Source organism: Sulfuricurvum sp. (assembly GCF_030691015.1).
GTDB lineage: Bacteria > Campylobacterota > Campylobacteria > Campylobacterales > Sulfurimonadaceae > Sulfuricurvum.
The window spans coordinates 674,764-686,125 of sequence record NZ_JAUYFF010000001.1; the positions used below are offsets into that span (position 1 = coordinate 674,764).

General features: G+C 45.6%; 14 protein-coding genes. 6 read left to right on the forward strand and 8 right to left on the reverse strand.

The features are described 5' to 3' along the window. Positions 1 to 117: 117 nt before the first annotated feature. A complete protein-coding gene (locus Q8O20_RS03605; RefSeq protein ID WP_305530012.1) occupies positions 118 to 1,728 on the forward strand; it encodes a cation:proton antiporter in 1,611 nt (536 codons plus the stop codon). Here the strand turns inward: Q8O20_RS03605 and Q8O20_RS03610 are convergent. From Q8O20_RS03610 to secG, 4 genes are read right to left on the reverse strand one after another with little or no spacing between them, the layout of a single operon-like run. Then, a complete protein-coding gene (locus tag Q8O20_RS03610; RefSeq protein ID WP_294894436.1) occupies positions 1,723 to 2,031 on the reverse strand; it encodes a hypothetical protein in 309 nt (102 codons plus the stop codon). The genes Q8O20_RS03605 and Q8O20_RS03610 overlap by 6 nt on opposite strands. Beyond that, a complete protein-coding gene (gene pyrE, locus Q8O20_RS03615) occupies positions 2,031 to 2,639 on the reverse strand; it encodes an orotate phosphoribosyltransferase (protein ID WP_305530013.1) in 609 nt (202 codons plus the stop codon). The genes Q8O20_RS03610 and pyrE overlap by 1 nt, the downstream gene beginning before the upstream one ends. Positions 2,640 to 2,641: 2 nt before the next feature. Then, on the reverse strand, positions 2,642 to 3,199 hold the full coding sequence (frr, locus tag Q8O20_RS03620; RefSeq protein WP_304740184.1) for a ribosome recycling factor: 558 nt from the start codon (positions 3,197 to 3,199) through the stop codon (positions 2,642 to 2,644). A gap of 16 nt (positions 3,200 to 3,215) precedes the next feature. Next, entirely contained in the window at positions 3,216 to 3,533 is a 318-nt protein-coding gene (secG, locus tag Q8O20_RS03625) for a preprotein translocase subunit SecG (protein ID WP_294894440.1), read from the reverse strand. A gap of 267 nt (positions 3,534 to 3,800) precedes the next feature. On the opposite strand from secG, the gene Q8O20_RS03630 reads away from it, so the two are divergent. Genes Q8O20_RS03630 through Q8O20_RS03645 form a run of 4 tightly spaced genes read left to right on the forward strand, consistent with a single transcriptional unit; the run spans position 3,801 to position 6,993 of the window. Next, the gene (locus tag Q8O20_RS03630; protein WP_305530014.1) at positions 3,801 to 4,736 is read left to right on the forward strand and encodes a metal ABC transporter solute-binding protein, Zn/Mn family; all 936 of its coding nucleotides are present in this window, start codon (positions 3,801 to 3,803) and stop codon (positions 4,734 to 4,736) included. Beyond that, entirely contained in the window at positions 4,727 to 5,488 is a 762-nt protein-coding gene (locus Q8O20_RS03635; RefSeq protein ID WP_305530015.1) for a metal ABC transporter ATP-binding protein, read from the forward strand. Before Q8O20_RS03630 ends, Q8O20_RS03635 begins: the two co-directional genes overlap by 10 nt. A gap of 12 nt (positions 5,489 to 5,500) precedes the next feature. Further along, positions 5,501 to 6,301, forward strand: coding sequence for a metal ABC transporter permease (locus tag Q8O20_RS03640; RefSeq protein ID WP_305530016.1), 801 nt, complete (start codon positions 5,501 to 5,503; stop codon positions 6,299 to 6,301). Then, positions 6,298 to 6,993 (forward strand): methyltransferase domain-containing protein, encoded by a 696-nt coding sequence (locus tag Q8O20_RS03645; protein WP_305530017.1) that lies wholly within the window; start codon positions 6,298 to 6,300, stop codon positions 6,991 to 6,993. Before Q8O20_RS03640 ends, Q8O20_RS03645 begins: the two co-directional genes overlap by 4 nt. Here Q8O20_RS03645 and Q8O20_RS03650 read toward each other — a convergent pair. Then, entirely contained in the window at positions 6,974 to 8,227 is a 1,254-nt protein-coding gene (locus Q8O20_RS03650; protein WP_305530018.1) for a protein kinase, read from the reverse strand. The two genes, Q8O20_RS03645 and Q8O20_RS03650, sit on opposite strands and share 20 nt — an antisense overlap. A 99-nt stretch (positions 8,228 to 8,326) precedes the next feature. Here Q8O20_RS03650 and Q8O20_RS03655 point away from each other — a divergent pair, with 99 nt between their 5' ends. After that, on the forward strand, positions 8,327 to 8,704 hold the full coding sequence (locus Q8O20_RS03655) for a hypothetical protein (protein ID WP_305530019.1): 378 nt from the start codon (positions 8,327 to 8,329) through the stop codon (positions 8,702 to 8,704). A gap of 1 nt (position 8,705) precedes the next feature. Here Q8O20_RS03655 and Q8O20_RS03660 read toward each other — a convergent pair whose 3' ends face one another. From Q8O20_RS03660 to Q8O20_RS03670, 3 genes are read right to left on the reverse strand one after another with little or no spacing between them, the layout of a single operon-like run. Further along, positions 8,706 to 9,929 (reverse strand): TIGR03862 family flavoprotein, encoded by a 1,224-nt coding sequence (locus Q8O20_RS03660; protein WP_305530020.1) that lies wholly within the window; start codon positions 9,927 to 9,929, stop codon positions 8,706 to 8,708. Continuing rightward, positions 9,926 to 10,345 carry a thiamine-phosphate pyrophosphorylase gene (locus Q8O20_RS03665; RefSeq protein WP_305530031.1) on the reverse strand — a complete coding sequence of 140 codons (420 nt, stop codon included), beginning with the start codon at positions 10,343 to 10,345 and terminating at the stop codon, positions 9,926 to 9,928. The genes Q8O20_RS03660 and Q8O20_RS03665 overlap by 4 nt, the downstream gene beginning before the upstream one ends. Further along, entirely contained in the window at positions 10,335 to 11,042 is a 708-nt protein-coding gene (locus Q8O20_RS03670) for a Bax inhibitor-1/YccA family protein (protein ID WP_305530021.1), read from the reverse strand. Before Q8O20_RS03670 ends, Q8O20_RS03665 begins: the two co-directional genes overlap by 11 nt. Positions 11,043 to 11,362 lie beyond the last annotated feature (320 nt).

Sequence of the window (11,362 nt, forward strand, 5' to 3'; positions counted from 1 at the left end):
TTTACGATTGGGTTAAATGGGTCGTGATGATCCAAAACGTCGACAAATTGCCGCTCTTCTTAAGGAACGTATTATATACTTTTAAGACTTATAAAAACGTTTGAAAGATGGAATTTAATGGAATCGGCTTTATATTACGTCACGATAGCGTTGGGAATGTCGATCATTGTCAATCTTATTTTAAAACGGTTTGGGATTTCTCAAATTATCGGATACATTCTAACGGGTGTGACGGTAGCGTATGCTTTCGATTTACGCCATATGAGTGATTCGCATACCTTAGAGATGATCGCCGAATTCGGTGTTGTTTTCCTGATGTTTACAATCGGGCTTGAAGTTTCGCTCCAACGCCTCTCCACGATGAAAACCGATGTCTTTTTTAACGGATCGCTGCAGGTTCTTCTCTCCTCCGTGATCTTTTTTGCGATTGCCTACTGGGGTTTTGGTATTTCATTGGAGAGCGCTTTGATTACCTCTATGGCTCTTTCACTCTCATCAACGGCGGTCGTCCTCAGTTATCTAAAATCGACCAAAGAGATTGCCCGACCTTACGGTCAAAAAGCGACAGGAATTTTGATTTTTCAAGATATTGCCGTCATCCCGATCCTAATTTTGATTGGTTTTTTGAGCTCAGATGGTAAAGACATCGCTGATGTTTTACTCCAAACGGCAATCAGTGCGGTCGTCATCGTCGGATCGCTTTTTATCGTCGGTAAGCGGGTCATGTCATGGCTGCTCCATTTCTCCTCCTCCAGTGAAGTGGATGAGTTGTTTATGGGCTCTGTTTTGGTCATCGTCGTTGCGTCCTCACTGCTCGCTTCCTATGCAGGGTTTACCTATTCGCTGGGGGCATTTGTCGCGGGGATGATCATTGCCGAAACCCGTTACCATCATAAAGTTGAAGCAGACATTGCCCCCTTTAAAGATTTGCTCCTCGGGACATTTTTTGTCACGGTGGGGATGAAGATCGATTTGGCACTCTTTACGAGCCATTTTTTTGAAATATTGGCTATTCTCGGTGCCGTTTTAGCGGTGAAAGCTGTCGTAATTTTCAGTGTGATTCGAATCCATTCACAATCAAAAATAGCGTTTAAAACGGCTATTGCCCTCGCGCAAGTGGGAGAATTTTCGTTTGCTATTTTCGCGTTGGCGGGAAATTACAGATTGATTCCGGAGGAGCTCTCTCAGCTTTTGGTTTTAGTGGCGGTTCTTTCGATTATCCTGACCCCGTTTATCCTGACCTATCTAGCGACTATCAGCGGCTATTTTTTCAAAGATGTCAGCGTAACCGAAACCTTTGCGATGCTTCCGGGGCGGCATAATCATATTATTGTGTGCGGATACGGCATCGTCGGAAAGTTTGTGGCAAAAGAGCTGCGTGCTTCGGGAGTCGACTATGTCGTAGCCGATAACAGCTATAAGCACGTCCAAGAGGCGCTTCGAGACCATCAAGAGGTCTATTTCGGGGATATGTCAAAGAGTGCTATTTTGGATAAACTCTGCACCAAAGATTCCGTCAGTGTTATTATTACCCTCGATAATCTTGAGAAAAAGCGGCTAATCTGCGAAAGTATTATCCGCTATGCTCCGGAGGTAAAATTGGTTGTCAAAGTGGTGAGTTTGGAAGAGAAACGTGAGTTACGCGGTCTTCCCATCACGATTACGATTGATGGGAAAAAAGAGGTGGCTTCCCGCCTTGTGAGCGAAGCGCTGAGCTGCGAATTATGATTTTTTAGGCTGTTCGGTTACAAGCCACTGAAGATAGCCGATTGACCACTCCAGATCTTCTATGGCGGTATCAACGGCTTCGAGCGGCTGATCAAGATTGGCTTTCAGCTCTTTAAGACGCTGTTTAAGATACTGTGCCATATGGTAGTAGGTATTGAGTGACGTATCGTCTTGGGCTTTGATAATCAAATCTTCGAGTGTTGCGACGAGCTCTTTTTCGTTGGGGAAAATATTTCCCGCTTTGCGAAGGGTACGCTGGACCCTTTGGAGGTGTGCCATATCGAGTTTGAAATTCTCAGACATCAGTTTCCTCGTGAACCCGGTTTAATTGCTTCGCTTCCGTTTACGCACAACGGACACTTATCGGGTGCATACATTTCGAAATCGAAATCAGCAAGAGCAAAAAGAGGTTTGTCGCTAGGAAGTGCACAATTAGCTTTACGCTCCAACGCACTGCCGTCGCGTTTACAAAAACCGCGATTGGCAAGAGCGGCAAATCCGACGACTACGCCGCCGAGGGCTTCGATCGCCTTTGCCGCTTCCATCGCTGAACCGCCGGTGGTGATGATATCTTCACAGATGAGGACACGTTCGCCCGGAGTGATCTCAAAGCCGCGACGAATCTGCATTTCTCCGTTGACACGCTCTGCAAAAATCGAGCGTTTGTCGAGTGCTGTCGCGAGGGCAAATCCTGCGATCAAGCCGCCGAGGGCAGGAGCACATACGGTATCGATTTCGATTCCGTTTGCTTTGATCGTATCACTCAACGCATCGGCGAGGAGCTTCGCGGTTTTAGGCTCTTCAAGTACTTTCGCCGATTGGAGATAGTATTGTGAATGGTTGCCTGAACTGAGTTTAAAATGCCCTTCTAACATGGCATTTGCGTTCATATAAATAGCTTTAACGTCCATGGTTATACCGTCAAGATATCTTGCTCTTTACTTTTGAGCAACTCTTCGATTTTGGCAATAAATTTATCGGTGATTTTTTGAACTTGATCTTGACCTGATTTAGATTCATCAGCAGTAACGAGTTTATCTTTTTCGAGTACTTTGATTTTGTCGTTTGCTTTTTTACGGTCATTGCGTACCGCTACTTTTGCATCTTCCGCCATCCCTTTGGCTTTTTTTGCCGTCTCTTGACGCTGATCTACCGTCATTGCAGGGAAGAAAAGTTTGATTTCGGTTCCGTTGTTGTTCGGATTAACACCGATATCGGCTTTCATAATCGCTTTTTCGATAACGCTAAGCATTGATTTATCCCATGGAGAGATAGTGATCGTTGTAGCGTCGGTGGCTAAAACACTCGCTGCTTGATCGATCGGAGTGAGTGAGCCGTAGTTATCGACACGAACATTATCCAATATTTTAGTGGTGACACGACCTGTGCGGAGTGTGCGAAAGTTGCTGAGCAAGTGCTCACAGCTCCCTTGCATCTTCTCTTCACAAAATTGATACACTTCGTTTAACATGAAATTCCCCTTCGTCTTATTTGGTAGTGTTGGTGTCGTTTACGATATTGATCGTCGGCGCCGTAACTTCTGTAGTATCGATCATAGAATCAACAACGGAAGCATTTTTTTGTTGAGCGTAAAAATAGCCCAATGCGATGGTGTTGACTACGAAAACAAATCCGAGAAAAAAGGTTACTTTAGCCAAAAAGCTTCCCGGTCCTTTAGCTCCGAAAACCGATTCATTAGAACCGCTGTATGCTCCCAAACCGATGCTTGAGCTTTTTTGGAGCAGTACCGCGATGGTGATCATAACGACCAAAACGATCTGCACGATGAGCAGTATACCTGTCATGTTAATCCTTGATTTTTAAAAAAGTTCGCGATTATAGCATAGTGTTCATAAGTCTCGAATGAAGCTTCCTTTTAAAAGAGTAGGACTAAAATACCCTTTTTAAACAAGGGAGAGAATGTGTGTTCAAAATGTACCCAAAAGAAAAAAGTCGCTTTTATCTTTGCCATCGTTGTTTCATCGGTCGCCTATTATTATCTTTTTTCGTGATAGAGTTTTGATTCGGAATACAAACTAATTAAGAATTTACAGTACTTTAAAAAGGGGTGAATGATGGATACAAAACGATTAATAGTTTTTGGCGGTGTAATCGTCGCAATCGTTATAGGGATGAGTTTTTTTTCGCCGAAACCTCAAAAAAAAGAGGGTACGACAGAGGCTAAAGCGGTGGTTTCCGTGAGTACGTTTTCCCTTTATGAAGTTGCCACTGCCGTAGCGGGGGATGCGATGGATGTTCGCTCTATCGTTCCGCTGGGGAGTGATGCCCACATGTTTTCCCCTAATCCTACGCAGGTCGCTGAAATTTCAAGCGGCGCATTTTTTATTTTTAACGGTGCAGGTTTTGAGACTTGGGCGGAAAGTTTGAAAAACACCCTTCCTAAAACGACACAAATTGTTGATATGAGTCAGTATGTTGCAATGCAAAAAAGCGATGAGAATGAAGAGCATCAACATGGTGCCTATGATCCTCATTACTGGCTAGATATTGATAATATGATCAAAATGACCCAAACATTGGACGGCGAGTTCTCGAAACGTCTCCCGAGCAAAGCGGAGATATTTCACGGCAATGCCGCTACCTACATCGGAGAACTTCAAAAGCTCAAAGCAGAGTATGCTAAGGGGTTGTCGGAGTGTAAAAATCGGACACTTGTCTCCAACCATGACGCGTTCGGATATTTGGCACATTCGAATAAACTTGAAAATGTTTCGGTGATCGGTCTCTCAAGCGATGAGCAGCCAAGTGCCAAAAACATTGCCGATATTATTTCGGTTGTAAAAGAACACGGCGTGAAAACGATTTTTTTTGAAGAGATGATCAACGATAACGTTTCCCAAACCATTGCTCGTGAGACGGGTGCCAAGGCGGTACCGCTTCAACCGCTGGAAAATATTAGCCAAGATGAGTTAAAATCACATCAAACCTATCTTACTATAATGCGTGAGAATCTGAAAAAACTGCGTGAAGCGATGGAGTGCCGTTGAAATTTTTCCCGAGTCTTTTCGAAGTTAACGGTCTCAATTTTGAGCGGCAAGGTACTCTTGTCCTCAAAGGGGCTGCATTTCGTATATTAGCGGGGGAATATTGTGCCATCATCGGTCCAAACGGCGGGGGGAAAACGACCCTTATCCGTCTCTTGTTGGGACTCGAAAAACCGACTTCAGGTGATATCAAACTCTTCGGCATCCCTCAAAACCGCTTTCGAGATTGGAACCGTATCGGGTATGTTCCTCAACGCTCCGCCCTTGTGGACAGTACGTTTCCGGCTACGGTACGTGAAGTGGTCGGGATGGGACGATATGCCGTGCGGGGGATCCTTGGATTCGAATCAGCCGAAGATAAAACGGCAATTTCGGAGGCGATGGAGCTGATGGGAGTTAGTGATTTATCGGATCGTCTTATCGGAAACCTCTCCGGCGGTCAGCGTCAACGGGTGATGATCGCTCGCGCATTGGCGTCCAACCCCGATGTATTGATCGTCGATGAACCTAACACGGGGGTTGATGTCGAATCACAACACCGTTTTTATGAACTCCTCCGAACCCTCAACCGGACCAAAAAAATGTCTATCCTCTTTATCACCCACGATATCGGGGTCATTGCCGAGGACATTACCCGTGTTTTATTCGTGAACCAAACAGTCCTTGTCTCCCAAAATCCTGCCGAGATGATCCGATGTGACGAGATGAGCCGACTCTACGGCACACCCGCGCACGTCGTGAGCCATAACCATTGAGAAGGATAGTTGATGCTACTGGAAATGCTTGATTATCCCTTTATGCAGCGCGCTTTTATCGCGGGGTTAATGATTGCGATTTTAGCCTCTTTAAGCGGATCGTTTATCGTCCTTCGCCGTTATTCACTTCTGAGTGAAACTTTGGCGCATGTCTCCCTTGTCGGGGTATCGGTGGGACTATTATTCGGTATGAGTCCTCTGTGGATGGCGGTCTTAGCCTCTTTAGTCGCATCGTGGATGATCGAGTATTTGCGCAGTGTTCACGGGATGTATTCCGATTCGGTACTCGCCATTTTTCTCTCAGGCTCCCTCGCGCTGGCGATTGTCATCGTCTCTATGGCCGGATCGTTTAACGCCTCTCTCTTTAGCTATCTTTTTGGCTCGATCCTATCGGTAAGCACGCAGGATTTATGGGTCATGGGAATTTTCGGCTCGTTAGCGATGGCGTTATTGCTCGCGTTTTTCAAAGAGCTCTATTTTATCGCGTTTGATGAGGATGTTGCCCGAGCGGGGGGTATTCGTGTAACGATGCTCAACTTTATGCTGGTAAGCATTATCGCCGTTATCATTGCCCTCTCCATTCGGGTGGTCGGAACCCTCTTGATCGGTGCCCTTATGGTCATCCCTCCCGTTGCCGCGATCCGATTCGGGATGGGTTTTTATCCGACAACCCTCCTCTCTATCGCTATTGCCCTTATCTCGGTGGTGATCGGATTGAGTGCTTCGTATCTTTTTTCACTCCCTAGCGGTGCGGCGATCGTCTTGTGCCTGTTGGTTATCTTTATCATCGCATTGGTCATTAACCGCCGATGAGCAATGCGTGTCATGAGTTTTCCCGCTATGCGGCACAGTACGGCAGTCGCAATGTTATTCAGCGGCTCGTTGCCCAAAAACTGATTGCCTCTACCCCTAATCAGCCGAAACATATTGTGGATTTGGGATGCGGAAACGGAACCCTTTTCTCGTTGATCGATTGGGAGGTTGAACGTTTCGTCGGTGTCGATTTTTCAGAGCAAATGTTGGAACACCACCCCAAATCTTCCAATGTCGAATTAGTATGGGGAAATTTCAACGATCCGTTATTATTTGAGAGCTTGAAAAAGGAGCGATTTGATCGCATCTACTCTGCTTCGGCGTTGCAGTGGGCGGAGGATTTGGAGAGTGTTATAGAGTCTCTCGCCTCGCTCAACACCCCGATGTCATTGGCGATCTTCACCGCGGGGACGTTTAAAACTTTGCATGAGTGCGCGGGAGTTACACCGTTGTTACGTAGCAGTGATGAGGTGATGGCTATCGCCGAGAAACATTTGGATGCACGGTTTGAAGTGCTTCATACCACATTAGAGTTTGATTCGGTACGGGAGATGTTTCGCTATATCAAACGAAGCGGGGTGAGCGGTGGACGAAGAGTTCTCGATTTTTCTCAGACGAAGCGGTTGATGGAAATGTATCCGTTGAACTATCTCGAATTTGAGGTTGTGTTTATTACAACCCCATCTCACTAAACAGCGGTCTCTCTTCCACCGCTTCATTCATACATTTCTCTTTTAGCTCTTCTAACATAGTATAGACAGTCCCCTCTTTGGTAGGGCAGAGCGAGAGCATATCTTCCAGCAGACATCCGAACGCCCGCACTTCGATCCTCTCGAACTCTTTTCGGTGGGGTTCATAAAAACTTGCCGCGCCGAAATCTCCCAGATAACAGTGGTCATCGTCGTTGATGAGGATATTGTGGGCGTAGAGGTCGCCGTGCATTAGCCCTCGCGCGTGCAGATGCGCAGCGGCAGAGGCGATCCCTTTTGCCACTTCTAGGATGCTCTCAGGCGTGAAGGTTACTTTTGCTTCGAACGTATCACGCGTACAGGTCTCAAAATCGGGAGGAAGCCCAAGATTGCGGTAAATATCGGGGATGTATTCGAGTACCAACCCCAGACGCTCGTCACCCGCTAATTTTGAGAGGACTTTGATGAGGTTAGGATGTTCCCCCGTACTCATGGTGGCGTTCATCTCATCGTGTGCGTATCCGTCACTCGTGATGGCACCTTTAAAAAGTTTCAGTGCCACCTCCTCTTCGTGAGATTTCGAATAGGCTTTGTAAATATCCCCCGAAGCTCCTGAACCCAATTTCTCTTTGACCTCTAACGATTCGTAGGGTATCTCTTGAAGCTCAAACTGAGCCTTTGGACTGCATGGATTCCCCGAAAAAGCGAGCCAAGAGAGTTTCGGAAGACTCCACAGCCATGAGGGGATTGCTTGGAGATTGTTTGCCGAGAGGCGGAGGAGTTCGAGATTTCGGCACATTGCCATCTCGTCGGGAAGCGTTTCGAGACGGTTTCCGGCCAAAGCGCATTTTTGCAGTTTGTGGAGTTTGCCGATAGAGCTTGGGAGAGATTTGAGTCTGTTATCGGTCAGGATGAGCCAGCTGATAGTATCAGGGAGAACCTCTTCGTCAAACGTTTCGATCTGATTGTTTTTAAACCCTACCATATAAAGGTGTTCGCACCCTTTGAACGAGGGGACGGTGGTAAAGCGATTGTTGGAGAAGAAAGCGATCTTCAGATTCGTCAGTCTGCTTATATCTTCGGGAAGTGAGGAGAAGAGATTGTTGCTTAAATCAAGAATCTCAAGAGTATCGGCCAAATCGAATATCTCCTCAGGAAAAACACTCAGATTTTCAGAGAGGTTTAATCGTTTGATACCTTTGAGCTTGCCGGAGCGGAGTTGTGCCAACGTTTGCATAAAGCCCTTTTTGCGGATTAGATTAGTATCGGAATTTTACCGATATTTGATCACAAAGCGTTATACTATCCATTATAATAGAATTTTGACGAGGAGAGAATGATGTTGGGGATTGAAAAATACGATAATCTAAAAGATGTTATACCGAATCTTATGCCGGTACTTCGTGATGCGATTCAGTCTGAGTTTTTGGAAATCAAAAAAATCAATAAAGAGTGTGAAAAATATATAGCATCCTGCAACCATTTTCCCGAGCTGACAAAAGCCGAATATGTTATTTTCTCTCAGCATATTAAAAAAAATGAGCATAAATATGAGATGTTTGTTTTTATCGACGCGGAGGGAAATATGGTTCGTCATGTTACCGGAGCAGAGATGGAGCTTTACGGGCTTCTTGATTCATGTGCCAATCTTCATGTTTCCGAAGAGTATGTTGAACAGCAAACCCATTGTCACGACGGTGAGTGCCGTCACTGATTCAGCAACCTCTCTTTTCTCCGCATACTGTTTTTAAAACACCCTGTGCCGCAAATACTCCACTGGCAAAAGAGGCGGTTAATAAATATCCTCCCGTTGGTGCATCCCAATCGAGCATTTCACCCGCACAAAATACATTTGGCAGAGCATGCAGCATCAGATTTTCATTAACTGCTTCGCGCATTACTCCACCGGCAGTGCTAATAGCTTCTTCTATGGGTTGCATTCCATATAGTGTAAGGGGATGCTTCTTTACACATGCCGCAACGGTGTGTGAGTCATGCCATTTCTCTTTGGGCAATACTTCCCGAATGAGTGCTGCTTTAACGCCCTCCAAACCCGCTTTGCGCCATGTGTTGTCACGTGATTGTTTGCCGGATGAGGTAAGCCGTGATAGTAAGGCAGCTTCACTGATATGGGGCAAAAGATCTAAAAAAAGTACTGCCGATCCCTTTGCTATTATTTCTTCTCGAAGTGGACGGGAGAGTGCATAGACCAATCCCCCCTCGATTCCATAGGTTGTTAAAACGGCTTCGGAGGAGCTGATACTTTTTTCAACTCCTTGCGCCCACCCTGAAATATTTTTTAACGGCTTCCCAAGATAAGGATCCATATAAGAAGACCAAGTCGTTTTAAAACCACAGTTAGAGGGTAATAGCGGATTAATGGTTACCCCCTGAGCCGCCAAAATATTTACCCATGCACCGTCTGAGCCGAGACTGGCCCAACTTCCGCCTCCTAGAGCCAAAATTGTCGCATCGGTTGCCACGTTTTTTTCACCCTCAGGCGTCGTGAAACGTAAATCTCCTTCATCACTAAAACCCGTCCAATAATGACGGCAATGGACGCGAACCCCCCGTTTTTTCAAAGAAGAGAGCCAGCGGCGTAGTAGCGGAGCCGCTTTCATCTCGGTAGGGAAAACCCTTCCCGATGTCCCGATGAATGAATCCACGCCCAAACTTTCCATCCACACCCGAATGGCATTAGGATCAAAGGCTTCTATCATGGGCATCAGCCACTCGCTATGATCATAACGGCGCATGAAATCATCCATAGGCTCACTGTGGGTAATGTTTAATCCCCCTTTGCCTGCCATGAGAAATTTTCGTCCGACAGAGGGCTTGGATTCAAAAACATCGACACTCATCCCTGCAGCGGATAAAATATCTGCGGCCATTAAACCGGCAGGGCCTGCTCCGACAATGGAGATCTTTTGAGAGTTCAATGATTCTCGTTAGAGTCTAAAAGGTTTTTCTTTTCTAATGCATAGAGTTCATAGCGGATATGTTTGAATCGTTCGCTCAAACTCGGTTCCACTATCTTATACAGCTCTTCCAATACTCTGGAAGATTCTTGTCCCCGTTTATAGTTGGCAATCAGAATACTTCTGAGATCAGTACGGTTCATTTCGCTTTGCATGGTAGGGCGTAAGACATCATTGATGCTATCCCGTGAGGCGAGGAGTGCTTCGAGCGGTTCGATGCGGCATTGGTGACGGAGAGTTTTAAGGGAGGTTGAGAGTTCCTTGTCATTGTGAACATAGCGCGCTATATCCTCAATCACACGGATTCCCTCTTTGAGACGGTTGAGATTGGCATCCACCACCCGGAGGAGTTCCGGGGGGAGGAAGTTATTCGTCACTGCCACCAAAGATTCCGAAGAGTTGGAGCATGGTTACAAATAGATTGAAGAAATCAAGATAAAGTGCAATAGCACCGTCCATCGGTGTTTCATATGCACCACGGATAACGTTTTGGGTATCGATCAAGACCATGACACTGATAACAAGCAAGAAGATTGCTTGAATCGCTACATAGAGGATCGGGCTTTTTAAGAAAAAGACGTTGATCAATGAGACTGCTAATATAATAAAGAAAGCGATCATAATCGGTTTCGTCCACGTTGTAAAGTCTTTAGAACTTTTAATCGCAAAGAAACTCAATCCGCCGAACAATGCCGCCGTCATAAAAAACGCATTTCCTACGATCGTCGCTCCGCCTGCCATTCCGAGGATGTGGCTAAGAAGCGGAGTAATGATAACACCGCTTGCAAACGTAAACGTGAACAATCCGATCATATTAATGCCCGGTTTGTTTTTGATCATTTGAAGACCGAACATACCGAACAGCATCCAAGGGATAGCGATCCACCAGTAATTCGCCGCAACGATCCCCGCAAACGGCATTCCTACATAAGCACCTACACCGCCTGCCAACATTGAAGCGGCAAACAATTTATAGGTATCTTTTACAAACGAAACGATCTGCGCTTCACTCTTGTGAGCGCTCTCGTAACCAAAAGCACCTTCTCGTGCGTATTCGCGATCATATAAAGCCATAGCTTTTTCCTTATAAGGGTTTTTATAAAAGTGATTATACAAGAGTTTGATTAACCGTTCATTTGATTATGAAGATAAATAGAGGAGTTCAATGGGGTAAAATGAGTAGAAATGTTACAGTTTTAGAGCAGGGAAATAGAAAATAAAAACTTTTTGCCATATTTTGCCCCTTTGACTAAAAACCTCTTGACTTCTTTGTTAATTTCCCCTATAATTCCCGTCCACAAACGCTGATAGGCCTTGAGTTAAGACCTAGAGTTTGAGTTTGCGATCATTGAAAACTAAGTAGGTTAAACGGTTCGAGACTTTCTCGAAGACGT

Excerpts from the sequence above, each read along its gene's own strand:
- pyrE (WP_305530013.1), bottom strand. The coding sequence starts at position 2,639 with ATGGACGTTAAAGCTATTTATATGAACGCAAATGCCATGTTAGAAGGG.
- Q8O20_RS03645 (WP_305530017.1), top strand. The coding sequence starts at position 6,298 with ATGAGCAATGCGTGTCATGAGTTTTCCCGCTATGCGGCACAGTACGGC.
- Q8O20_RS03650 (WP_305530018.1), bottom strand. The coding sequence starts at position 8,227 with ATGCAAACGTTGGCACAACTCCGCTCCGGCAAGCTCAAAGGTATCAAA.
- frr (WP_304740184.1), bottom strand. The coding sequence starts at position 3,199 with ATGTTAAACGAAGTGTATCAATTTTGTGAAGAGAAGATGCAAGGGAGC.
- Q8O20_RS03655 (WP_305530019.1), top strand. The coding sequence starts at position 8,327 with ATGATGTTGGGGATTGAAAAATACGATAATCTAAAAGATGTTATACCG.
- Q8O20_RS03605 (WP_305530012.1), top strand. The coding sequence starts at position 118 with ATGGAATCGGCTTTATATTACGTCACGATAGCGTTGGGAATGTCGATC.
- Q8O20_RS03670 (WP_305530021.1), bottom strand. The coding sequence starts at position 11,042 with ATGGCTTTATATGATCGCGAATACGCACGAGAAGGTGCTTTTGGTTAC.
- Q8O20_RS03610 (WP_294894436.1), bottom strand. The coding sequence starts at position 2,031 with ATGTCTGAGAATTTCAAACTCGATATGGCACACCTCCAAAGGGTCCAG.
- secG (WP_294894440.1), bottom strand. The coding sequence starts at position 3,533 with ATGACAGGTATACTGCTCATCGTGCAGATCGTTTTGGTCGTTATGATC.
- Q8O20_RS03640 (WP_305530016.1), top strand. The coding sequence starts at position 5,501 with ATGCTACTGGAAATGCTTGATTATCCCTTTATGCAGCGCGCTTTTATC.
- Q8O20_RS03630 (WP_305530014.1), top strand. The coding sequence starts at position 3,801 with ATGATGGATACAAAACGATTAATAGTTTTTGGCGGTGTAATCGTCGCA.